The sequence below is a fragment of the Flavobacterium sp. GT3P67 genome (genome assembly GCF_004349155.1).
Classification (GTDB): domain Bacteria; phylum Bacteroidota; class Bacteroidia; order Flavobacteriales; family Flavobacteriaceae; genus Flavobacterium; species Flavobacterium ranwuense.
Map to the genome: position 1 here is coordinate 351,316 of NZ_SMLF01000003.1, position 22,797 is coordinate 374,112.

The 22,797-nt window shown below is 31.8% G+C and carries 24 protein-coding genes; all 24 read right to left on the reverse strand.

Translation table 11 applies throughout. The features are described 5' to 3' along the window. Window positions 1-89: 89 nt before the first annotated feature. Window positions 90-1,493 (reverse strand): UDP-glycosyltransferase, encoded by a 1,404-nt coding sequence (locus tag E0H99_RS07950; RefSeq protein ID WP_131993478.1) that lies wholly within the window; start codon window positions 1,491-1,493, stop codon window positions 90-92. Next, window positions 1,493-2,614 carry a UDP-N-acetylglucosamine 2-epimerase gene (neuC, locus tag E0H99_RS07955; RefSeq protein WP_131993481.1) on the reverse strand — a complete coding sequence of 374 codons (1,122 nt, stop codon included), beginning with the start codon at window positions 2,612-2,614 and terminating at the stop codon, window positions 1,493-1,495. Before neuC ends, E0H99_RS07950 begins: the two co-directional genes overlap by 1 nt. A gap of 50 nt (window positions 2,615-2,664) precedes the next feature. Beyond that, the gene (locus tag E0H99_RS07960; RefSeq protein ID WP_131993484.1) at window positions 2,665-3,453 is read right to left on the reverse strand and encodes a glycosyltransferase; all 789 of its coding nucleotides are present in this window, start codon (window positions 3,451-3,453) and stop codon (window positions 2,665-2,667) included. Further along, entirely contained in the window at window positions 3,446-4,486 is a 1,041-nt protein-coding gene (locus E0H99_RS07965; protein ID WP_131993487.1) for an N-acetylneuraminate synthase family protein, read from the reverse strand. The genes E0H99_RS07960 and E0H99_RS07965 overlap by 8 nt, the downstream gene beginning before the upstream one ends. A gap of 76 nt (window positions 4,487-4,562) precedes the next feature. Continuing rightward, window positions 4,563-5,255 (reverse strand): cytidylyltransferase domain-containing protein, encoded by a 693-nt coding sequence (locus tag E0H99_RS07970; RefSeq protein WP_131993490.1) that lies wholly within the window; start codon window positions 5,253-5,255, stop codon window positions 4,563-4,565. Window positions 5,256-5,277: 22 nt separating this feature from the next. After that, a complete protein-coding gene (locus E0H99_RS07975) occupies window positions 5,278-6,165 on the reverse strand; it encodes a glycosyltransferase family 2 protein (RefSeq protein WP_131993493.1) in 888 nt (295 codons plus the stop codon). Continuing rightward, window positions 6,162-7,187 (reverse strand): glycosyltransferase, encoded by a 1,026-nt coding sequence (locus tag E0H99_RS07980; protein WP_131993496.1) that lies wholly within the window; start codon window positions 7,185-7,187, stop codon window positions 6,162-6,164. The genes E0H99_RS07975 and E0H99_RS07980 overlap by 4 nt, the downstream gene beginning before the upstream one ends. Further along, on the reverse strand, window positions 7,187-8,077 hold the full coding sequence (locus tag E0H99_RS07985) for a glycosyltransferase family A protein (protein ID WP_131993499.1): 891 nt from the start codon (window positions 8,075-8,077) through the stop codon (window positions 7,187-7,189). Before E0H99_RS07985 ends, E0H99_RS07980 begins: the two co-directional genes overlap by 1 nt. Continuing rightward, a complete protein-coding gene (locus E0H99_RS07990) occupies window positions 8,071-9,276 on the reverse strand; it encodes a hypothetical protein (protein WP_131993502.1) in 1,206 nt (401 codons plus the stop codon). Before E0H99_RS07990 ends, E0H99_RS07985 begins: the two co-directional genes overlap by 7 nt. 1 nt (window position 9,277) lies before the next feature. Continuing rightward, a complete protein-coding gene (locus E0H99_RS07995) occupies window positions 9,278-10,219 on the reverse strand; it encodes a glycosyltransferase family 2 protein (protein ID WP_131993505.1) in 942 nt (313 codons plus the stop codon). Continuing rightward, window positions 10,216-11,049 (reverse strand): glycosyltransferase, encoded by an 834-nt coding sequence (locus tag E0H99_RS08000; protein WP_131993508.1) that lies wholly within the window; start codon window positions 11,047-11,049, stop codon window positions 10,216-10,218. The genes E0H99_RS07995 and E0H99_RS08000 overlap by 4 nt, the downstream gene beginning before the upstream one ends. Then, the gene (locus E0H99_RS08005) at window positions 11,049-12,182 is read right to left on the reverse strand and encodes a glycoside hydrolase family 99-like domain-containing protein (RefSeq protein ID WP_131993511.1); all 1,134 of its coding nucleotides are present in this window, start codon (window positions 12,180-12,182) and stop codon (window positions 11,049-11,051) included. The genes E0H99_RS08000 and E0H99_RS08005 overlap by 1 nt, the downstream gene beginning before the upstream one ends. 136 nt (window positions 12,183-12,318) lie before the next feature. Next, window positions 12,319-13,152, reverse strand: coding sequence for a glycosyltransferase family 2 protein (locus tag E0H99_RS08010; RefSeq protein WP_131993514.1), 834 nt, complete (start codon window positions 13,150-13,152; stop codon window positions 12,319-12,321). Next, entirely contained in the window at window positions 13,145-14,041 is an 897-nt protein-coding gene (locus E0H99_RS08015) for a glycosyltransferase family 2 protein (protein ID WP_131993517.1), read from the reverse strand. The genes E0H99_RS08010 and E0H99_RS08015 overlap by 8 nt, the downstream gene beginning before the upstream one ends. A gap of 102 nt (window positions 14,042-14,143) precedes the next feature. Continuing rightward, a complete protein-coding gene (locus E0H99_RS08020; protein WP_131993520.1) occupies window positions 14,144-14,956 on the reverse strand; it encodes a glycosyltransferase family 2 protein in 813 nt (270 codons plus the stop codon). Between the two features lie 3 nt (window positions 14,957-14,959). Further along, window positions 14,960-15,676, reverse strand: a complete 717-nt coding sequence (locus tag E0H99_RS08025; RefSeq protein WP_131993522.1) for a class I SAM-dependent methyltransferase — start codon at window positions 15,674-15,676, stop codon at window positions 14,960-14,962. Continuing rightward, entirely contained in the window at window positions 15,677-16,417 is a 741-nt protein-coding gene (locus tag E0H99_RS08030; protein ID WP_131993525.1) for a class I SAM-dependent methyltransferase, read from the reverse strand. It abuts the gene before it with no gap. A gap of 4 nt (window positions 16,418-16,421) precedes the next feature. Then, window positions 16,422-17,021, reverse strand: a complete 600-nt coding sequence (locus E0H99_RS08035; RefSeq protein WP_131993528.1) for a TylF/MycF/NovP-related O-methyltransferase — start codon at window positions 17,019-17,021, stop codon at window positions 16,422-16,424. 84 nt (window positions 17,022-17,105) lie between these two features. Further along, window positions 17,106-18,368 carry an ABC transporter ATP-binding protein gene (locus tag E0H99_RS08040; RefSeq protein ID WP_131993532.1) on the reverse strand — a complete coding sequence of 421 codons (1,263 nt, stop codon included), beginning with the start codon at window positions 18,366-18,368 and terminating at the stop codon, window positions 17,106-17,108. 122 nt (window positions 18,369-18,490) lie between these two features. Next, window positions 18,491-18,838: a four helix bundle protein gene (locus tag E0H99_RS08045; protein WP_131993535.1), complete on the reverse strand. Its 348-nt coding sequence runs from the start codon at window positions 18,836-18,838 to the stop codon at window positions 18,491-18,493. 172 nt (window positions 18,839-19,010) lie between these two features. Further along, window positions 19,011-19,880, reverse strand: a complete 870-nt coding sequence (locus E0H99_RS08050) for an ABC transporter permease (protein ID WP_131993538.1) — start codon at window positions 19,878-19,880, stop codon at window positions 19,011-19,013. Window positions 19,881-20,925: 1,045 nt separating this feature from the next. Further along, the gene (locus E0H99_RS08055; RefSeq protein ID WP_131993541.1) at window positions 20,926-21,318 is read right to left on the reverse strand and encodes a hypothetical protein; all 393 of its coding nucleotides are present in this window, start codon (window positions 21,316-21,318) and stop codon (window positions 20,926-20,928) included. Between the two features lie 399 nt (window positions 21,319-21,717). Continuing rightward, a complete protein-coding gene (locus E0H99_RS08060) occupies window positions 21,718-22,227 on the reverse strand; it encodes a hypothetical protein (RefSeq protein ID WP_131993544.1) in 510 nt (169 codons plus the stop codon). A gap of 288 nt (window positions 22,228-22,515) precedes the next feature. After that, the gene (locus E0H99_RS08065) at window positions 22,516-22,719 is read right to left on the reverse strand and encodes a YqaE/Pmp3 family membrane protein (RefSeq protein ID WP_131993547.1); all 204 of its coding nucleotides are present in this window, start codon (window positions 22,717-22,719) and stop codon (window positions 22,516-22,518) included. Window positions 22,720-22,797: the final 78 nt, after the last annotated feature.

The window sequence follows — 22,797 nt, forward strand, 5'->3', positions numbered from 1 at the left end:
ATTAGGCATGAGAATAAAGGTCTTAACAAGTATCCAAAAACTTATCTTATTGATGCCACATCTTTTATAATCCGATAAAATAGTTTCTTTTAGCATATTCCCTTTTTACAAATTTGATCTATGGCCTCCCAAATGCGTTTAGAAGCATCTTCCGCAGGATACTGATTAATTTTTTCAAACCATTTTTGAGCATTGGCAACCACTTTTTGAGCTTCATCACTCAACATCATTTCAATTTTATCTGAAATTTCATCTGGGGAATTTAACCAAACAACTGCATTATTAGGCATACAACGAAAATGAACATAATTATAAATTTTTTCAACGGACCAATTACCATTTTGTTTTTCAGGATTATAGTTCATAAAGGCACACGGTTTTTTATGAGAAACATAATCAAAAACCATGGAAGAGCCTAAATTTACAACAAGTTCAGTGTGTGCAACAATGTTCAACTGCAAAATAGAATCTTCTTTAGTAGGCAGAATGGTATTCCAGCCTTCTCCAACTTTATCCCATTTAGGAATGATTGCTATAACTATATCTTTATTCTCTTCTAATATTGTATTAAATCTGGCTGAAAAATCTACTGGACACCTTCGGAAAATAATCCCCAATTGATTCCCTCTTTCGTTTAAAATTCTAACAGCTTTAATTAAATCTAATAAATAATTTGGATCATAAGGTGATGTTGTCACGTCGTCTCCAGAATAACAAATATACTTCTTTCCAATATCCAACCCATTTTGTTTGAAAAATATTTCTTTCGCAATTATATTATCAATTTGAAAATGATTTTCAAATTGGGGTGTTCCTGTTACTACGATTTGATTTTCTTTGATATACGGATAATAGTATAAAAGCTCTTTTTTCATATGAGAGCTCCAAACAAAATAATAATCTGTTTCTACAACCATAGTGCCTTTTGGCAGATTATCCCAAGAGAAAATAAAAGTTGCCGTTGGTATTTTTAAATCCTGAGCGGCTAATAAAGGCGCTATGACTAAACTGATTCTTTGATTGGTACAAAAAACGAGAGCTGGTTTTTGAACTTTTAAAAGTTCATAAGACTCAGAATAAAAATTGCTTCTTTGTTCTGTTTTTTTTATGAGATCCCTAACTATTTTCAATCCTTTTTCTGAATCAAACAATTGAATTATAGAGCGTATTATATAACTTTTTGTTGAAGATTTAAAAGTAGCATAAGAAAATGGAAATCGATATGAATCATAAACGTAGTCTCTAGATTTTCTTATATTGCAATTGAGTTCAATTTCTTTTCGAGCATTTTTTAATACTTCCAATAAAAGACTAGATCGATTTTGTTTAAGTTTAATTTCTTCAAAACCAATTTTTTCTAAATCAAATAGTGTCGTATTCCAAAAAACCAAATCCATCCCCTTCGCCATTCCTGTCTTATAAAAGTCTGTAAAAGCAAAATTGCGCAGTCCCACACCATCGGGTAGTAAAATAAAAATTTTATTATTTGACATTAATTATCTCTAAACTGTTTCTGATGATTTATTTTCCAAATATCGTTATTTTGAATGGAGTTGAGAAATAAAGCCGTGCTATTTCCTTGACCAAAATCAGTAGCAGTTATTTGTACTTTATGGGAATCTATAACTTGTAATGCTTTGTTGATACTTTCGACATTATAATCTACATTTAAAATATCAGCATGGACAACTCTATTTTGTTGACGTGTTCCAATATTGACAATTGGAATTCCATAATAGGGAGCCTCCCTAATTCCGGCACTGCTATTACCAATAATAAATTGGGAGTTTTTTAATAATGTCAAAAAATATTCAAACCGCAGAGAAGGAAAAACTCTGAAACGAGGATTATTCCTTACTCTTTCGTATTCTTTTATTATACATTGGCTACCCAAATCATTATTAGGATAAATTACAATATAATTGTGAAAATCGTTTAATAAACTATCTACAAAATCCTTCGCATATTGCTGCATTTCAACAATTTCAGTTGTCACAGGATGAAACATTACAATAGCAAATTCATCAAAATTTATCTCATAATAGTGCTTTACAATTGCTAAACTAGGGAGCGAATCTGAAAACATAATATCAATATCTGGCGAACCTATAGTAAAAATAGAGGTCTCCATTTCTCCCATTTGCAGCAATCGTTTTGCCGCATCATCATTAGAAACAAAATGAATATGACTTAATTTACTGACGCTGTGCCGAATTAATTCATCCACAGTACCGGACAACTCTCCTCCTTCAATATGGGCAACCAAAATATTATTCAAAGAACCAACAATTGCGCCAGCCAAAGTCTCTACTCGATCCCCATGAACTACAATTAAATCAGGATTTACTTTTTTGCAATAGCTTGACAAACCTTCTATGGTTTTAGCTAGTGTTAAATCCATTGTAGTTTCATGGGTATGATTTTCGAACGTGTGTACATTTACAAAATTACATCGTTCAATTTCTAAAAGGGTGTATCCATATTCTTTTTGCAAATGCATTCCTGTGACAAAAACAAAAACTTCAAAATCTTGATGATCATCAAGAACAGAAATTAGTGATTTAATTTTACCAAAATCAGCTCGTGTTCCGGTAAGAAAAAGGATCTTTTTCATTAAAAATAATTAATGGATTAAAATTATAGAGCGGAGTAATATACCCAACTTTAAAATTTTTCTGGTTTATTGTTTATAAATTTTAAAAGAAAAAAGAACCTTCTAAAAGCATAATAAAAGCTACTGCTAAAAACTCGAAAAGTATTTATTTTGGAACCTACTAACATTTTTAAAGCGGTTATGAAATTATGTTCTGTATGCCATAATTGATATCCTCCTATAACTTCATTTTTATATCTAAAAAAAAGTTCTTTGTTGCTCCGCTTTATGCTGTAACAAAAAATAGATGGGGTAAATTCAATATCATACCCTTTATCCAAAACTCTTTTGGTCCATTCTTTATCTTCCATGGTCTGGATATCTTCCTTGAATCTCAGCTCTCTCCACACCTTTTTATTGAATGCAGATCCACAAAAAATAACACCCGCGCCATTTGGATTTTCATTAGCTGTTACATCATTTATAAAGAGCGCATAATCATTACTGTTATGCAAACATCTTAAACCAGCTAAATTGCTGTTTTTTTGAAAACTTAATTGTATCAGCTTAAAGAAATCATGGCTTACGGGAAATGCATGTGCGCTAAAAATGACTACAATATCATTGGTTGCGCTTTCTGCTGCTAGATTCGCACTTCCCCCATAAGAGAACTTATCAATCCTAACTTTTTTTACGCCGTGTTTTTGTATTACAGACAAACTATTATCAGTAGATAAATTATCCAATACAATAATTTCATTAATATCTTCTAAATATCTTTTTTTTAGGTTATTTAGTAAGAAATCTAGTGATTCAGCTTGATTTCTATTTCGAATGACTACTGATATTTTATCATTCATAGTCATTAACTTTTAATTGTTCATCATCACAAATATCTCTTGCTGCAATCTTACCAATAATAAATTCGAATTTATCAGCCAATATAGCTCCGGTTCCTGGCCGTTTAACCCAAATATTGTCTTTAGTAAACAATTCGCCTTTTTTTATTGGCTTAATAGTACAAACAGTTGCAAAAGCAAAATCGATGGTAACTTGTTCCTCTTTTGCTGCTTGCTTAATTCCACCTCGCATAAGCGCAATTTCGGCACTGTTTATTATTAATTCTTTGCAGGCCTGCTCATCCATGCTGCATATAATATCTGGCCCCATTCGCTGCTTATGGTCTGTAAAATGACGTTCTAGAATGGATCCACCCAAAGCTACGGCACCCAAACAGGCATTATTATTCAAGGTATGGTCAGACAAACCAAAAACTTTATCAGGAAAAGCAACATGCATTTCCATCATGGCTCCAAATCGAACTAAATGTATCGGTGTAGGATACAAATTCGTAGTATGTAATAAGGCTACAGGAACTTTATGTTTGTCAAATATCGCCACAGCTTTGGTGATACTGTCAATGGTATTCATCCCGGTACTTAAGATTACCGGCTTGCCAAAAGAAGCAATATGCTCCAGAAGCGGATAATTATTGCATTCCCCCGAACCTATTTTATAGGCAGGAACATCAAATTGTTGCAATCGATCAGCGGCTGCACGAGAAAACGGGGTGGAAATAAAGATCATTCCTTTACTTTCCACATAGTTTTTTAGTTCTAATTCATCGGCTTCGTTCAAAGAACAACGCTCCATAATTTCATAGATAGACACATCTGCATTACCAGGAATCACTTTTTTGGCTGCTCCGCACATTTCATCTGCAACGATATGCGTTTGATGTTTGACTACCTCAACACCAGCTCGATGGGCAGCATCAACCATTTCTTTTGCTACTTGCAAAGATCCTTCATGATTAATTCCTATTTCTGCGATTACTAATGGCGGATAATCGAGACCTATTTTTCTTCCTGCTATTTCTATGTATGGGCTCATAATTAAAATTATTAATTTTCCTTCTAGACTTTAGCCAACCCTGACTGAGCTTTGGCGAAGGGCTCGAGCTTAAAGTTTACTTGTGTTTTGTCATGTCAAGCCCAGTCGAGACATTTTTTTTAAATAAATATTCTGCGTAATCAAAATCATCCTGAGTATCAATATCAATACTGGCAAAAATATGATTTACTTCATAAGGGATGCTATTTTCAGAAAATATTTTGCCCTCTCTTATCAATTTTGCTTGAGTAATATACAACAAACCATTTTCAAAATAAAGCGGTTCTAAATCCTGACTGCGTTGCCCAATGGTATAATTATAAGGTTCAAAACAATTGTTAGTTATCTTACCTAATTTCTGATGGTTTCTTGTAACAGTGAACAAGCTATCTGAATCGCTCATTTTATAACTTTCAAAAGCTTCCCTTAGTAAATTTTCTGGCCGCAACGGATTAGTTGCCTGCAACAAAACCACCGTATCAACAGCATACGGAATAACATCTAAAGCATGTTGAACAGCAGTTATTGTAGGTTCTAAATCACCTGACAAATGTCCTGGCCGGTCAATCACCTGAACCCCATAGTATAATGCTATTTTTTTTATAGTTTCATCGTCAGTAGAAACAAATATATCTTCTATCAAATGAGCGTTTGCTTGTGCATACTGAATGGAATGGACTAACAAAGGAATGCCTCCAAAAAGCTGTATATTTTTTTCAGGAATACGTTTCGAACCTCCGCGCGCTGGAATTATGACTATATTTTTCATTTACAACTCGATTTACATGTTTTTAATAAAAAATAGGAGATGCTAATTCCTTCTTTTCTTTAATGATTGATTTTGAAACTGGCTTTCTGTATTTTAAAACCCTTGGCACTTGTACTATTACTATTCCGATTACTTTAAAATAACTTTTAAAAAATGTAATATCTTTTAAAGCATATTTTTTAAAATTATGCCAAAGCAATTTAATTATTTCTAAACTTGGATTTTCATGATAAACTATAAAATAAAAAGCGGTGTTTTTTAATTGCTTTTCGAATCTAAAATAATTCATACCACTGTTTAATCTGGCTTGTTTGTTTACACGATGATTTACTGAGACTCTATTCGTATAAAGTATATCTTTTTTGTTTGCCAAAACTTCAACTGCAACACATGATTCTTCTCCATAAATATCTATCCATACAGGAAATCCATTTGTTGCTAAATAAACACCTTTAGTAATAGCAAAACCACAACCTACGAATTCATTACATAAATATTCTTCTCTTTGATTTGGTTTTTGAGATAATGCCTCTCCATCATTTTTAAAAACACCTTTAATTTCTTGGAAAGCAATAATTCCTAAATTGTTATTTTCTTCAAATATAGATTCAACGATTTTAATAAAATCATCTTGCAATGGGTGTGCATCGTCATCAAATCCAATAAAAATATCACCTGTAGCTTTCTTATAAAGAAAATTTCTCGCTCTAGATGCTCCAATACTTTCGTTTAAGACTGTCCAATTAATCCAATCGAATTGTTGTACTAACTCCTCTGAACTATCGGTACACCCATCAAGTAAAACCAAAATTTCATGTACTGAAAGATCAACTATACTTTTTAATTTCCTCAAAGTAAAAAACAACTCTTCCTTTCTATTTTTTGATATAATCAGTATAGAAACTCTCATTTTGGAATAATATTATTGTAATTATTCACCATTGATTTTGGTAATTTTTTCCAATTATAGAAAAACTTTGAAATTAAGTCGTTAAATAAAAACTTAGGAAATATTCCATTCTTTAATGAAAATATAAACGAGCTAGCTTGTTTATATTGGACAAAATCAGAATCCATTTCAGTCCTGCTGTTTTTATCATGTTCTATTTCTGACATCCAATCTTCGAAAACATTACCCATGTGATACCCATAATTATCATAAGTGGTTACTCTCCAATAATCATAGTGCAAAGGCAAAGTGTCTAAGTAATTTTCTGAATCCCCTCCTAATTTATAATTTAAGTACGATTTCATTTCTTGAAACATTTGCTTTTTATAGGTCGCTACAAAGTGCCCTGAACCTACAAATACTTTAACATCATTATATTCTAACCCTAACCCATATTCTAGATAATCTATATTATAACTCCTGTCCCAACCGATACTGTCATAAAAACGAATCAATCCTCCAGATGATTGTATGGGAATAAATTTTAATTTTTTATTAAATAAATTATCAAAAATAACATTACCCGATTTATTCTTAAACATATTAAATTGGGGAACGATACCCACTACGCCAGCTTTTGGCAATGCCCTAAACACATCTGTAGTGGCTACTTGCCAAGAATCTAAAAATAACACATCGGCATCGGCAATTGTTACTAATTCTATGTTATTGCCTGTTAAACCTTTTAATATTGCATTGACTTTTCCAATGTTTTCAGTATGGATGAGTTCCTGTATTTGACCATCCTGATAAACTTTATCTAAATATTCTATTACAAGTTTACAACTTCCATTGTTGACAACGGTAATATAGGTTTTATTATGAACCGTTTTCAAGAGCGATTGCAAGCATAGCTGAAGAATCCTTAGACTGTCTTTAAAATAACCTTCTTGATGGGGTATATAAACCGGAATAACCACCTGATGCAGGTAGTTTGACTGGAGTATCACTTCATCTTTATGAGGGTTATGACCTATTCGCATTATTTAATCTTAAGTACGTTTATAATAATTGATTTTAAAAAGTTAATGTAATCACCAAATAAAAATTTACTCAAATAAAAATTAGATAATTTTAAAAAATATGTAATGTTTTTTTTATCGTTGAGATAACTTTTATTTACCTGTGCATATAGCTTATCCTTTTGAATTGAGTTAAAATGATTTAACCTGTAAGTTATCAAATAATAATAAAAATCAAAAACTGCTTTATATTTTAACTTTAAATTATCCTGTTTACCCGAAATACTCAAATCTGTTATGCGTATATATACCTTCGCATCATTAATTGAATATACATTTTTAAAATCTGAAAATTCCAAAACTGCTAAAACATCTGATTGCCAAGCTAGAGGAAAATCTTTAAATCCTATTTCTCTCATTTTAGTTTTTCTGAAAATATATTCACTTAATGAGGATCTTACATTTCTAAAAAAAAAATCTATTGAATGCTCAATTTTCGGGTGTGTATATTGAGATGAAATCAACAAGCCTAATGCATTTATTTTACAAGTCGAATAGCGTACAACATTAGCTATAGAATCTATTTCATTCAAATTACTGTAAAATTCTGAAACAACATTTTCTTCTAATAAATCATCATCTCCCAAAAACATAACCCATTCTTCACTATCTATCATTTCCAAACAGCGATTCCACTGTTTCACCAATGAAATACCTCCTAAATTAGTATCAAAATAATGATACACAGAATAAAATTGCCCTTTATACTTTTCTAACAAATTACTTGGACTTTCAGGACTGGCATCATTACCAATATAGACTTTAAATCTTTTGTCAGTTTGGTGAGCTAGTGAAGCAAGCGTTGCTTCAAAAAAAGTGATTTTATAGTAGGGGATTACTATTGCTAACATTCTAAAATTTTATTAAGTCTTGCTTTAAAATTCTCATCACTAAAGTAATCTCCAAAAGAATACAAAGCCTCATTAAAACCCAATCTTTTCTCAATAAGCGCTTCTAGTTTCATTTTAATGTCTGTTATATCCCCACCATTTGCTATGAGTTTAGGGTCTTTGATGATTTGCCTTAATTCACTCCGCTCTGGTGAAACACAAAATACAGGTTTATTCAGTGACGCCAAAAAAGCAGCTTTGCCAACTAAAATATTACAATACAGGGGACCATTCTCTAATATCACGTTTATATCTGCAAGATGGGTCTGTTCGTAAGCCGAATTTGAAAAATTTAAGGTGGCTAAAATAACAATATTACTACATTCCTTATAGTTATCCCGCAATGCGTTTACATCGCCACCGCCTAAACGTAATACAAATTCCGTTTCTTCTTTGATAGTCGCATTCTCATTTACTAATGCAAGATAAGCATCCAAAAGAGCTTCTGTTTTTCGTCCAAATTGTATGGACCCATGATACGCGATAGTAAGTTTTTTAGTCTTAGGCCGCACCTTTTGGATATCCGTTAAATCAAAAACAGTATTTGAAAATTGATGCGGTAAAGTGTAGAATTTTTTACGCGAACCATATAGAAATTCTAAATCATTAGACATTAATTGTGCGGTACTCATACACCCTTTTGCCTGTAGAATGACTTTGTACATGGTTTTTAAGCGAAATAACTCTACCCCGGATAGCGCATGATGCGAACCTTGGTACCAAAAAAAAGGATAGGGATCATGAAAATTAATAATTGCTTTTTTAAGAACAGGTAAATCACGCGCACCCAATAGCGTTTCATGATTCAAACCTGAACTTCGAATAAAAACATGATCATATTGCTCATGGTCTATTTTTGAAATAGGAGCGCCGTAGGATTTATGCACAAACCGATCATACAAAGAAATATGAAAAAGCCTCAATGAAATTCGATTCAGCCATTTGGTTACAAAGGCAGGTTTTAAATTAATGACATGGGATTGAATGGAATCAACTGGCAATAAATGCAATTGATCTTCGCTCGGGTGGTTTTTTAAATACAGCACATCAATAATAGACTCCGGAAAAGCCATTCGCAACTTAGCAAGGAAAGAACGAGAAACAATCCCTTCACTTGCCCCTGAAACTTTAAGATTTTGTGCTATTACTAGAAATTTCATTTTAATGAATATTATTTTTAACCCTCTTCCAAATTCCGTAAAAATACAATCGCAACGGCAAATGAGCATAAAATAATCTCCATTTCAGCTCTTCATATTTTGGTAAATCTAAGGTATTTATAATCCTTCCAAACAAGCTATATTCTTTGTATTCTAAAGAAACTTGAATAAAATAGCGTATTATCTCATTAGATAACATTTTTTTATTTTTTAAATTGGCAATTACCAACTGAATGGCATCGGTGTAAGATGCTAAACTGCTTAAATTTTTATTTCCAAAATCGCCTGTGATGGACACACTATGTTTTCTCCCATAATAAAGGGTTTTGTTAATAGATATCCCTCTATTTACTGAAGTAAGGATTCGTGCATAGACCTCCCATTCTTCTGCGTACTTTAAATGCTCTGTATACCGATGATTGCTATAACATTCTTTTGTCCACATGACGGCACAAGAATTGAATTGCAGTTCATTCCTTAATATTTTATTGATATCCTGACTATCAATATAAAAAAAAGTATACTCTTTTGAATAATCATAATTATAAATAAAATCTCCTCTAAAGATATCTCTTATGTACCTACAAAAAGAAATATCATTATTAGATAATTCCAAAACACATAATTCTAAGTTTTGCGGATGTGCAATATCATCATCATCAAAAAATATAATATAATCCCCTTTAGCAAGATCTAAACCGTAATTCCTGCTTCCCGGCAATCCTTTTTGATAATTTGGGGTTCGCATAAAATATTGAAATCTAGAATCTTGTTTTAAAACAGGCTCTAAAATCTGCTGAGTATTATCGGTTCCTCCATCATCAATAATAATACACTCCCAATCCTTGAATGTCTGGTATTGAATTGATTGTATAGATTCTAAAATATATTCTGACCTGTTATAAGTAGCCATTATTATACTTACTTTGGGTATAGGCTTCATTTAATTAATGATTTAATCCATCGGAAAGGCTTTAAAATTGCTTTACCAATTTTAAATTCTAATCGTTGCGTATTTTTAATCTTTTCTATTTCCTCTCTTTCTATTCTATACAACAAATGTCCCACAAATAAATCAAAATATGCAATATTTAAATCTCGATGCTTGGTATAAATATAATTCAATAATTCATATTTAAGTAAATTAGCTTTCGATGTTGTAGAATCTGATCTCATTCTATAATTAAACAACGGCTCTTTTATAATATAAAATAATCCTCCATTTTGTAATATTCGAATATAAAATTCCCAATCTTCCAAACCTGTTCGCATTAACTGATCATACCCCCCAATTTTAATAAAATCATTTTTACGAAACATTACACTTCCTGTTGCTTGATTATTCAAAATTAATACCGATAAATCTCCTCCTTTATGGCGGAACTCGTCTATCTTTTTTTCATTGTTAAAGCGCACTATATGACAAGCTACTATTTTTATGTTAGTATCTTTTAAAACTAAAACTGCTTTTTCACAAAAAGAGGGTTCAAAATAATCATCACTATCCAAAACCAATATGTATTCTCCTTTTGCTTCCCGAATACCCATATTCCGAGCGGTACTTTGTCCTTGGTTCTCTTGGGTAATCAGTTTTGTTATTATAGGCAGTAACTTTTGCAGAACAGCTTTCGTTTCAATATTAGAACCATCATCTACAACTATAATCTCTTTATAAGGGTAACTTTGATTTAATGCTGAATTCACTGCTTGCTCAATATATTGTGCATCGTTAAAACACGGAATTACTATGGATACAAGAATATTGTTTTGCATTAAATATCTTTTATAGTTGCTTTTACATTTTTTATGGCTTCTAACCATTGCAATCCAAACTTTTGATCGGGTTCCAAATAGTTGCCTTCTGCCCATTCGTTCCAAGATTTAATCACTATAAAAGATGGATTTTCTGGATTTTTTAAAAGTTCATTTACAGCAATTTGCAAATGTTCTTGCCATGCTCTCGGCGTTGAATTTTTAAAAATTAACGATCTTTTACCACTTCGGGCAGAATTGTCCCAATTAGGAAAAACACAAGAAATGTATTTGGTGTTGGGAAATTGTATATTGAAATTAGAAGCTCCTTTTTTATAATCAAACACTAATGGTTTTGTCCGCACGCCTATTTTGTATGAACCATCTAATTTTCTGCGAATTCTATTTTCAATTTTGCCCAAAAAACTTTTATCTACAAAAAAAAATTTTTTACTGTAACGCATTTTGAAGAATACATCCAAGCCTACATGCCCATATATCCATTTATTGAGATCAACAACGTTAGGATTTCCTAATATTGTAGCCACGAAACAAACACCATTAAAACCAGCTTGAGTGGCCAAATTGTTAAACGTTTCTAAAAACATATCGAGTTCCGGAATGTCTTCTATTCTATAAATATGAAACATCGGTTTGTTGTTCACTTTAATGTATCTTTCATCTTTAAAAAAGGGAAGTAAATAATTAAAATAGGCTATAAAACCTTGTTTGCCTTGATAAGTTTGTTCTATCAAGACAGCTGGATTGTCCAAACCATGCCAAATGCCTTTCCACGTCTCGTTTGCCCAACAGAAACAAAATGGCAATGTAATATCTTTATTTTTCAACATTTGTTCAGATGGTTGTTCCAACAGCATTTTTCCGTTGCCAAACCAATACTGATAATATATAAAACCATCAACCCCGTATTGTTGTGCCAATTGTGCTTGTTGTCGTTGAACTTCTGGTGAACGCAAATCATAAAATCCTAAATCTGCTGGCAAAATGGGTTGGTAATGTCCTTTGAATAACGGTTTGGCTTTCGCCACATTAGTCCATTCTGTAAAACCTTTTCCCCACCAAGCATCATTCTCAGGAATAGGATGATATTGAGGAAGGTAATAAGCTAAGAATTTTATTTTGCTTTCAGACATTTGTAACTTTTATAGATAAACTAATACCAATTGATATAGCTATTTATAGATTGCTATTTTGTAAAAATACATGTTAAAAAGGATTTGTCAAAAAATATTAATTAGGATAAGCATTTACCGAATCATGACTTCAATACTATTTGTATTTCCCAAAGACTGTAAAACCAAAAAATCTCTTGCAGAAAACATCAATTACAAATTTTTCGCTTTTTAGATTTATTTCATTATTCTTTTTTTCATCTATTAATGCATGATTAATTGCTGTAAAAGAGCCATAATGTTTAACGAAAAAATCAGCATGTTTAACGCTTAAATAATTTAACATCTTTTTCTCATTCTCCTGATTAATCATCCTAAGCATTGAATTTGATTTTATTCTATAATAGAACCCAACCTCATCCAAACACTTTACATTGCCTCCGTTTTTTAAAATGGCAATCCAAAATTCCCAATCTTCCCAGCCATAAACCATATTGGTATCATAACCACCTACTAATTCCCAATCTTTTTTTCTAAAAAAAGCGGAACAAAAAATCAAGTTATTTCTGCTTAGGTTATAAAGTGAAAACGATGCTAATTGCCATATTCCAAACTCATCACCAAATTTTTCTGCTTTACAATACACAACTTTCAAACAATCGTCCTTCTCAAAAGATTGCAGAGCTAAATCTACATAATCCTTTGCAATAATATCGTCTGCATCTAATGGAAGAACAAACTCGCCTGTTGCGTGACTTATCCCTAAATTACGTGCACTACAGAGTCCTGAATTTTCTTGAAATAAATATCTAAACCGACAGTCTTTAGCCATCCAAATCTTAGCTATTTCTTCGGTATTATCTGAACTTCCATCATTTACAATAGTACATTCCCAATTTGTGCAGGTCTGACCTAAAACAGACTGTAATGCCTCCCCTAAGTATTGGGCTTGATTGTAGCAAGGAACAATTATGGAAATTTTTTTACACATGTCTTTTTGAAAACCTTTTATTAAACTTTTTAACCGAATCAAAATCAAAATATTTCAAATAAAAGTATAGTAAAAAAAACCATTCCGATAACTTTAAATCTCTTTGCTTTCTGATTTCTTTTTCATAACGTCTCAATATTCTATCCCGATGTGGTATTGCATAAAATTTTAGTTTTTCTAAAATTACAAACTTATAAAATGACAGTACAGACAAACTCTTCATATTGTCATTATCCAGTTTACCGGAAATATTTAACGCAGAGAGTCTAACAAAGACTAAACTGTTATTTATAGTAAAAATAGGTTTATTATCTGAAAATTCAAGCCAGGCACGATCATCACTATTCCAAGCCAAAGGGTAATCATAGAATCCAAATTTAAGAAATGAAGCTCTGGAGAAAATATATTCTGATAAAGAACTTCTGGTCAAATGTTCCAATTTTCTATAAAACGAATCGGTTGCCATTTCCCAAATAGGATGCACATAAGTATCCGTAACCGTATTTGTTTCTTCAACTATCATTTTAGAAGCAAACCGAATTACTTCGGATTTTTTATAGAAAAGTATGTAATTAGTATACCAAGTTGCAATAGCTGTAGAATCTAAATAATCATCATCTCCAAGAATCATGAGCCATTCTTCATTTTCACTCAAGTTGATGCAACGTTCCCATTGCTTTGTAAGCGATAGACCCCCTAAATTTTTTTCAAAACGATGATAAACAAAATCAAATTTATCATGATATCTACTTAAAAGTGCCAATGGACTTTCAGTACTCGAATCATCTCCAATATACACTTTGAATCGCTTATCAGTCTGATTAGATAAAGATTTTAATGTTTCTTCAAAAAAAGCAAGTTTGTAGTATGGAATGATTATGGCTAGCATTCTTCTCTATTTATTATATTTCTAGAAAAACGTAATTGAATTTTAATGTTTCAAGATAAGCTGATACAATGATTTAGTTTCGGGAATATATTATAATAAATATTAAACAGATCTGAACATTTTAAACCCAAAAACCATTTTTGTAAACAAATTAACAACAAACTTTTCGCTTTTCATTTTCTCATGCAATAATTTGTTTTCTGAAATAGACTTATTTAAATAGTAATGGTATAGCTTACTGTATTTTTTTATAATATAATCTCTACTTAACAAAGCCATTTCATTAGTAAAAGACCTAATCATTGAATTTTCAGAAACATAGTAATTAAAAGTAATTTTATTAAGGTGAAAAAAATTAACATTTATAGCCCCAAATGCTATCCATAACTCCCAATCCTCAAGACCTTGATATGGCATATTCTCGTCATAACCTCCTACCTGTTCCCACAAACCTTTTTTATAGATTGCGCAAGCATCAATGTAATTTTCGATTAGGATTTGCTCTAATTTATACTCCTCTACTTTCCAAAATCCACTTTTTTTTCCAAAAAACTGTGCATGACCATATACAACACCAATATTAGGATTAGTTTCAAAAACAGAAATAGCATCCTGAACAAAATTCTCTTCTAATTGATTATCTGAATCCAATGGGAGTATTAAAGTTGCGCACGATTTATTTATTGCAAAATTCCGAGTTTTACCCAAACCCTCATTCTGCTTGCTATAATATTTAAATCTGCCATCCCTATTAACCCAACGCAAAGCGATGTCTTCTGTTTCATCTGTTGAACCATCATTTACAATTACGGCTTCCCAATTTTGATATTTTTGATTCAAGACAGATTCCAAAGTAGTATCCAAAGTAGCTTCAGAGTTAAAACAAGGAATAATTATTGATAAAATTGGTTTCATAAATTATTTTTTTCTGGCTACAACAATATAATTCATTGTGTTTATCGTATTGAAATCTTTAATATCTAAATAGTTAAAAATTCTATTCACTAAGATATACAATCTCAATTTACGAAATAAATATTTGATTCCTCTGGCGATCGTATTAGCATTAGGGTTTTTAAATTCAAAAGTGTGATTTATAACTTGTCCAAGTGTTGCCCAAGCACCTCCATTAGAAACTATCTCGCATACTTCAAACCCTGCCTTTTCTAAAATGTATCGAAACCCATGTTTTGTAAATCTGAAAAAATCATAGGGCTCTTCATGTAAGTTCCAATAAAGAGGTCCTGACAATATGAAATATCCATTACTTTTTAATAATCGATGAGCCTCATTTACCACTCCTTGGTGATCTTCAACATGTTCTATCACTTGAGTAGATAAAATAGTATTGAAACTATTACTTTCAAGAGGTATATTATTCGCTTGGCATAAAACATCTACTCTATTAGAGCTAGATTGTACTATATCACATCCAATATATTCAGAAACTCGCCCTTTAATCCAAGATTCATAGGGTTTATTACCACAGCCTATGTCTAGTAATTTACCGGTAGCATAAGTTTCAATTGCCTTATATAAATCACGATGAAATGACAAATACACCAAATAATTTGTATTTGAAATGTTTATTTTTTCAATATCCTGAAGTCTTGCAAGATTTTCTGCTCTTTCCATCTAAAATATTTTTTTATCTCTAAGATAATATTTCAAAATCTCTAAAGGATTATTTAATATTCTTTCTAATCTATCTGCTTTTTGACATTTGTATTCAAATAAATCAGGATGAACATACGAATTCAAATTATTTATTTTCTCACGAGTTATAAAATTAAATTTAGATTTATCTATTTCTGTTTTTTTTATAAATATCAAAATATTTTGTCTGTACCACCAACTAATTTTTTGATTATTCCAGATTTTGTGTCTTAAAAAATCTATACACTGATACCCTTTCTGAGAAAAGAGATCCGTCCAATATTCATTATATTGTTCGTTAAAATGCATTGTTCCTTCTTGACCAGGAAGTGCTGCTGAAAACAGCACAATATCGCTATGCAAACATATAGAATCAATAAATGCTTTGGCATTTTTTGGATAAACATGTTCGGCAACTTCCAGTGAAATTGCTAAATCAAATTTTCTTTCTAAATTGTATGGTAAATTTAAATCATAGGATTTAAATTTATTTTGATCAATAACTAAATCTTTTATTTTCACATAATCGCCATCTATTCCAAAAACTTCACATTGATTTTGTTCAAATATTTTTAACCAGGTACCAAGTCCACAACCTATGTCTAAAACAGTTTTTGGTTTAAAATAGGATAAAAAAAGAGGAACTATCTCATTGGCAGAATCTATAGAGTTTTGAAAGTGCACTTCATGAAAATTATCATTATAATCTATTGGAGTCATATTCTCAGAGTTTTCTTCCTTGTTTTGTATTTATTATATAACAAACTCCATTTGCAGTTTGAGAAATTCGTAATGGCAAATTATTTTTTGATAAATAATCATGTACTGCCCGTGAGCATCCATCCCATGCATAGTAATCATCTATTATAATTAAACCATTTTCGGCAACTAATGGATATAAATTTTCTAAACATACCATAGTTGAATCATACCAATCCCCATCTAATCTCAAAATTGCAATTGGTTCGGGTATCATAGTATTAGGTATGGTAATATCAAACCATCCTTTTACAATAGTATGATTTTGCGAATTAGCTAATTTCATTGCCTTTTCTGCAAACAAAATTTCTGCTTTGCAATTGTCCAAACCTATACCGTTATTAGTTTCTTGCCATATTTTTGCTGCTTCACCATCATTTTCTTTTACATTTGGCAATCCTTCAAAGCTATCAAATAAAATACATTTTCTTTTTTTTGTTGCATAATTATAAATTCCCGCAATCATACCGCCTCTCCATACCCCACATTCAACGATACAACCATGAATAGAGTCAATACTATCGCACAACAATAAATTATCCACATAGGTTTCTATTGGAATCATACTGAAACTTTTATATTTTTTATATACAAGTTTAGCTTTAAATTTTTTCGAAAATAAATTTATCACATTTAAAAATTTAGATTATTATAGTTTAAAAGTTGTCCATTTCCCTTCGCCAATATATTGACAAACATTTTTCTGCCAGCCCCATTCAGGTTCTTTCATCCCAATCATATCTACCTCAAATGAACAACAATTAAATTCTTGAAATTTTGTTTTTGTTTTTGTTTCTGCTAAGTGTACAATGACACTATAATTCCCTTTGTAAAGTGATAGTTTAGGATACGTAAACGATAGATAATTCACCCCTTCTGATCGACAAATAGCAACATTTATATCAAAAATGTAATCATATAAAACAGGTATTTGTAAATGATTCAAAATCTGAAAAGAGAGTGCCATATCTTTTATATTCTCCTCTGGCATTGTTATTTCAAAGTTAATTGAGAAAAGTTTATTACTTCCTTGCAAAGTTCCTCCCTCAGAAGTTAAAATCTCAACTTTAGTTACTGTTGGCTTATCTGAACATTCTTGTATAAAAACATTTCCCGTATTTTGCATGGATGAATATATTGCAATTGCTTTATTAGTTTCTTCAAAAGCAGCAATTTTTCCATTCGATAGTATAATAGTTTTATTAGTAAGAGTACTTATTGCACTTAAATCGTGACTTACAAACAATATAGTTCTTCCGCCATTTTGTGAAATATCCTGCATTTTACCAATTGCTTTCTTCTGGAATTCTGCATCGCCCACTGCTAATACCTCATCTACAATCAAAATATCAGGTTCAAGAAATGCGGCAACAGCAAAAGCCAAACGCACATACATACCGCTGCTGTAACGCTTTACAGGTGTATCTATATAGCGTTCACATCCCGAAAAATCAATAATTTCATCAATCTTAGAGGCGATTTCTTTTTTGGTCATACCCAAAATAGCACCATTAAGAAATATGTTCTCACGACCTGTCATTTCTCCGTTGAATCCTGTTCCTACTTCAAGTAAAGAAGCCACACGGCCACCAAACTTAATACTACCTGTAGTAGGTGCTGTAACTCTTGATAATATTTTTAATAACGTAGATTTCCCTGCTCCATTCTTGCCGATAATGCCTAAAATTTCACCACGTTCCACTTCAAAATTAATGTCTTGCAATGCCCAAACATAATCACTCTCACCTTTAGTACTTCTATCATTGGTATCGCCAATTTTCAAATACGGGTCTTCCTTCCCTCGCACCTGATGCCACCAACGGTTCAAGTCATGGCTCAAAGTCCCAGTACCCACTTGACCTAAGCGGTATTGCTTGGAAATATTCTCGGCTTTTAATATAATGTTTTTCATAGTGAATAGTGAATGGTGAGTGGTGAGTGGTGAGTGGTTTTTTTGTGAATCGTGAGTTGTGAGTAGTTAGTATAAACTAATTTTTCACTTTTTACTATTAACTTTTCACCACTCACTTTTCACTATTTCTTATTTATATAATTCTTAAATCCAATCAAAAGTTTTTTGACTTCAATCATTTGACTCTCAAAAGTCTCTTCTTTTATAATAAACTCCAATCGGATCGCTATTAAATATTGAGTTTCTAGTTCTGAAAGCGAACCAATTGCAATATACAAAAACTGCATTAATTCCTTATCTCCTTTTCGTGCAGCTCCCTCAGCTATATTAGATGGAATTGAAACAGCTGCCCTTCTCATTTGACTCGTTAAACCATATTTTTCAGAATCGGGAAACAATTGTGTAATCTGATAGACTTTAACTACCAAATCCATACTCTTTTTCCAAACATCCAAATCTTTATGATCCATATTTTTTATTTTTAGTGAGTAGTCATTGGCGAATAGTTAGTATATCTATTCACTATTTACTGCTCATTTTTCCATTCACTTTTCACTTTTCACTTTTTACTCTTTCACTTTTCACTCTTTCACTTTTTACTCTTTCACTTTTTACTCTTCACTTTTCACTTCTCACTAACACCTAAACAGTATCAATAAAACTCTTCTCTGTCTTATTAAAGATCAATACACCCACTAAAAAAACTGCTACAGTAACCACAAAAGTATAACCCAGTCCCCAAATGGAAATTTGCCCTACATTCAGCAACATATACCGCGCAGTTTCTATTATATAGGCTAAAGGATTATATTGAACCAACCATCCGTAAGTAGGCAATTTTTCTTTGATTAACGCCATGGGATACATCACGGCAGACAAATACATCAGCAATTGCACGCCAAAGCCAATCAGGTTACTGAAATCTCGGTATTTAGTAACCAAGGAAGAGATCAACATGCCCAATCCCAATCCTAAAACGCCCATCAGTACAATTAACAAAGGAAAGAATACCACAGAACCATTTAGTCCAACTGTAGTTCCTTTTAGGTAATAGAAAATATAAAATGCTATAAATATTACAAATTGAATTCCAAATTTAATCAAATTAGAAATTACTATGGAGATAGGCACAATCAGTCTGGGAAAATAGACTTTCCCAAAAATTCCCGCATTGGCACCAAAGGTATTTGAGGTCCCTGTAAGACATGACGTGAAATAATTCCAAACGGTAATTCCAGCCAAATTGAACAAAAATGGAGGCACCGTTCCGGTATCAATTCCTGCTAAATTATTAAAAATAATGGTAAAGGTAATTGAAGTAAATAAAGGCTGAATTAAGTACCACAGCGGCCCTAAAACCGTTTGCTTATATACGGTAACCACATCCCTTTTCACAAAAAGCATCAGCAAATCACGGTACTGCCAAACTTCTTTAAGATTCAGTGAGAAGAATTTATTTTTAGGTGTTATTTCAAACAGCCACGTGGTATTGGTATGTTCGGGTTGGTTCATTGGTTTATGCTAAAATCGTAACGTTAATTTTATTATCTCGAGCGCAGTCGAGAGACGAGAGATGTCCTATTTTATTAATTAAAAGTATCATTACGAAGCAAATATAAATAATTTGTACTTAGTTTTTCTTAAAAAATGGATCGTATTTATTTTGAGGTATTATGTTTTTTTCAATTAATGAATAGAATGATAACCTCTAAAAAAACACAACTTCCGGGCACGCTTCGCTGCTCTAACTAACAGTATGAAGGCAAAGCCTATTTGCTAATAAGAGTAGTTTTCAGCGAATATACTATTCATTTATAAATAACAACAACAATAATTAACAATCTATCGACAATATTAATAGATGAAAGCTTATCCATATACTTTTGGTTTAATCCATCAATCTCTCATACAGAATATAAGCTCTAAATTTCAGCTCCTTTAGGGTCGGGGTAGAACGAAAATAATACCGACTCCTCACAACCCAAAACCCGAAAATCGAATCCTGAACTTTTAAACGTTTGATATTGAAATCTGATACTTGATTTTTTCTTCTCACTTTTCACTTCTCACTTCTAACTGTCATCCTGAGCTTGCCGAAGGACATTTTCACTTTTCACGACTCTCTAATTACTACTCACTTTTTCACTGACCACTGATTACTGATCACTTCCTACTCCTTCCCCCTACTCTTCCAGCTATCATTATAATGCCTATTCCTCAAATGGTCATAAACCTTCCCTTTCAGGTAAAGACCTAAAAACCAAGCCACAACTATTCCTATTATCATATACCATTCCATACCTCAAATAGAGAACGTGCAGAAAGTCATTCTTTAGCATGAAATCAATTCCTCCGTTTTTGACAACTATTAATCCCGTATTGACAAGTATTCCGTATCGCTATAAAAACAAAAAAAGATGCCTCTCAGCATCTATCCCTACATAGTATAATTCTAGTTTTCAAATCCCACAGCTAAAAAATAGTCTTTTTAAAACTACCTCCAGTTCCGTTCAACACAAGTTCATTGTTCGTGCTGCGATTTAGCTATTGTGCGCAGTTATTCTTGAATCCTTGTTAATAGCATTGAATTATTTCCTTTAACACTTACTATCTTAAAAGAATTATTATCAATTATTTCTGCAATAAATGATAATTTTCCAGGTACTTCATAACCTTCTGAATGCATGATAAAATCAATATTGATCGGTTTTCTTGTAGTATCGATAACATAAGTAATAGTTGCTTTTTTTCCGTTTATATAATAATCTTTACCGCCTAAAATGTCATCACCAATTTTTATCGATGCAGTTCCATCTTTTTCAAAAATAATACATCCAGTTTTACCTTTGTCGATACCTTCCCATTTTCCAATGAAATTATATTCTTCAATATTTTTATGGGAAAAAGATAAAGCGGTAAAACAAATTAAAAGTAATAAAATTCTTTTCATAGTTAAATTTTTTATTATAATTCTTCCATCTTTTCTACAAGTTCTCTGATTGTAAATGAGTTTGATTTGGGGTTAGATATTTTGTATCAGTAAATTAAACAGATTTTAATATGATTTACAATTCAAAGGTTGAATTAAAGAAGTGAAATTTACTGTAGCTAATAAAAAACAGGTTAATTAATAGTTAAAGAGTTTATTTCTAATTATTTACTATTTATATAGTTGTATCTTTAAGTGTGGTTTTGATTAATCACTTGAGTAAAACCATCTGAAAAGAGAAGCTTATTCAAATAGTCATTTCATACTGAACGGTATGAGTTGATAAATGGTAAATCAGAATCTACAATCGGAGGCCCTTTAAAAAGGCCTCCTTTTTTTTAGGATTAATGTTTTCTCTCTTCATGACTTTTCTTCGTTAACAATTAGTTTCAATGAATTGATATAATCAGTATCAAATTCTATCACTCTTATTTTGTTTTGCTTAAAACTCATTTCGCCCTCAAACTCCCCTTCGGTACCCAAAAAATCTATTAGTAATTCTTCCTCATTCAGTTCTATGAGTTTACCAAGATAAACTGCTTTATCTGACTTTGTTGCAATTTGAAAAATCTCGTATTTACTTGCTAAAAAATGTATAATGGAAGACAAATCCTTAAGAGGGATTATTTCTTCGGCGCTTGTTTTTAACCCTTTCAATTTAATTACCCTTTCCGTGAATTCATGATCCTTGTCTTGAATAATGGCCTTCACATTTTTGTTTTTTAAGATAGTGTAGCCATCAATTATAAAATCGACCGGATTATTTTTCAGCAAAATCCAATCTTCAGTCCAATCAATCAGAAAACCGCTGAAGATTTCTTTTTTGTCATCAAATTCTATTGTAATTAATTGTCGTACGTATTTTTCCATAATTTTTTTTTAAGTTTCGGTCGCAGTTTATTACTAACGTCAATTCTCCCGAAGCCTCGGGATAAACCTTCAAACGCATCTAAATTTAATGCATTAGAAAGTAAACATACAGGATTTAAACTACAATTCAAACTCTGCCGGGAACGTTTGATTAGCAATGAGCGGTTGTTAACCGCGTTACAAACGCTACAATTTACCAAGCAATTTAAGTAGGCGCTCGATGCAATCAAGCACCAAAGAACTGACAAACGAGCTCCAGTGGGGAGTCGAACCCCTAAGAGCTACGGTTCAATTCACTCTTCTCATTTCCATGATAATTTTTGTTGTTCTTCTATCGGCATACATTCTGTTCAAAGCCGTAAAAGCCCATATACAAGCAGGAATCCAGCCTATTATTGTGATTTGTAAAATTAAACAACAAATGCCCGATACAATTTTACCTTGTAACAACAAGGACAACCAGGGCAGAAAAAAAGCTAAAACGTATCTCATATTTTATTTATTAATTTATTTATTTATTCCTAAAAGCAGGAGGATTTGAACCCTCACCCATCCTTATTAATAATTTGG

Bases quoted from the DNA above. Each gene is read 5' to 3' on its own strand.
- E0H99_RS08010 (WP_131993514.1), bottom strand. From the start codon at position 13,152: ATGTGTAAAAAAATTTCCATAATTGTTCCTTGCTACAATCAAGCCCAA.
- E0H99_RS08055 (WP_131993541.1), bottom strand. From the start codon at position 21,318: ATGAAAAGAATTTTATTACTTTTAATTTGTTTTACCGCTTTATCTTTT.
- neuC (WP_131993481.1), bottom strand. From the start codon at position 2,614: ATGAAAAAGATCCTTTTTCTTACCGGAACACGAGCTGATTTTGGTAAA.
- E0H99_RS08040 (WP_131993532.1), bottom strand. From the start codon at position 18,368: ATGAAAAACATTATATTAAAAGCCGAGAATATTTCCAAGCAATACCGC.
- E0H99_RS07965 (WP_131993487.1), bottom strand. From the start codon at position 4,486: ATGAGCCCATACATAGAAATAGCAGGAAGAAAAATAGGTCTCGATTAT.
- E0H99_RS08015 (WP_131993517.1), bottom strand. From the start codon at position 14,041: ATGCTAGCCATAATCATTCCATACTACAAACTTGCTTTTTTTGAAGAA.
- E0H99_RS07990 (WP_131993502.1), bottom strand. From the start codon at position 9,276: ATGAAATTTCTAGTAATAGCACAAAATCTTAAAGTTTCAGGGGCAAGT.
- E0H99_RS07950 (WP_131993478.1), bottom strand. From the start codon at position 1,493: ATGTCAAATAATAAAATTTTTATTTTACTACCCGATGGTGTGGGACTG.
- E0H99_RS07970 (WP_131993490.1), bottom strand. From the start codon at position 5,255: ATGAAAAATATAGTCATAATTCCAGCGCGCGGAGGTTCGAAACGTATT.
- E0H99_RS08000 (WP_131993508.1), bottom strand. From the start codon at position 11,049: ATGCAAAACAATATTCTTGTATCCATAGTAATTCCGTGTTTTAACGAT.
- E0H99_RS08045 (WP_131993535.1), bottom strand. From the start codon at position 18,838: ATGGATCATAAAGATTTGGATGTTTGGAAAAAGAGTATGGATTTGGTA.
- E0H99_RS08060 (WP_131993544.1), bottom strand. From the start codon at position 22,227: ATGGAAAAATACGTACGACAATTAATTACAATAGAATTTGATGACAAA.
- E0H99_RS08020 (WP_131993520.1), bottom strand. From the start codon at position 14,956: ATGAAACCAATTTTATCAATAATTATTCCTTGTTTTAACTCTGAAGCT.
- E0H99_RS08005 (WP_131993511.1), bottom strand. From the start codon at position 12,182: ATGTCTGAAAGCAAAATAAAATTCTTAGCTTATTACCTTCCTCAATAT.
- E0H99_RS07960 (WP_131993484.1), bottom strand. From the start codon at position 3,453: ATGAATGATAAAATATCAGTAGTCATTCGAAATAGAAATCAAGCTGAA.
- E0H99_RS08025 (WP_131993522.1), bottom strand. From the start codon at position 15,676: ATGGAAAGAGCAGAAAATCTTGCAAGACTTCAGGATATTGAAAAAATA.
- E0H99_RS07980 (WP_131993496.1), bottom strand. From the start codon at position 7,187: ATGCGAATAGGTCATAACCCTCATAAAGATGAAGTGATACTCCAGTCA.
- E0H99_RS08030 (WP_131993525.1), bottom strand. From the start codon at position 16,417: ATGACTCCAATAGATTATAATGATAATTTTCATGAAGTGCACTTTCAA.
- E0H99_RS08035 (WP_131993528.1), bottom strand. From the start codon at position 17,021: ATGATTCCAATAGAAACCTATGTGGATAATTTATTGTTGTGCGATAGT.
- E0H99_RS07995 (WP_131993505.1), bottom strand. From the start codon at position 10,219: ATGAAGCCTATACCCAAAGTAAGTATAATAATGGCTACTTATAACAGG.
- E0H99_RS08065 (WP_131993547.1), bottom strand. From the start codon at position 22,719: ATGAGATACGTTTTAGCTTTTTTTCTGCCCTGGTTGTCCTTGTTGTTA.
- E0H99_RS07985 (WP_131993499.1), bottom strand. From the start codon at position 8,077: ATGTTAGCAATAGTAATCCCCTACTATAAAATCACTTTTTTTGAAGCA.
- E0H99_RS08050 (WP_131993538.1), bottom strand. From the start codon at position 19,880: ATGAACCAACCCGAACATACCAATACCACGTGGCTGTTTGAAATAACA.
- E0H99_RS07975 (WP_131993493.1), bottom strand. From the start codon at position 6,165: ATGAGAGTTTCTATACTGATTATATCAAAAAATAGAAAGGAAGAGTTG.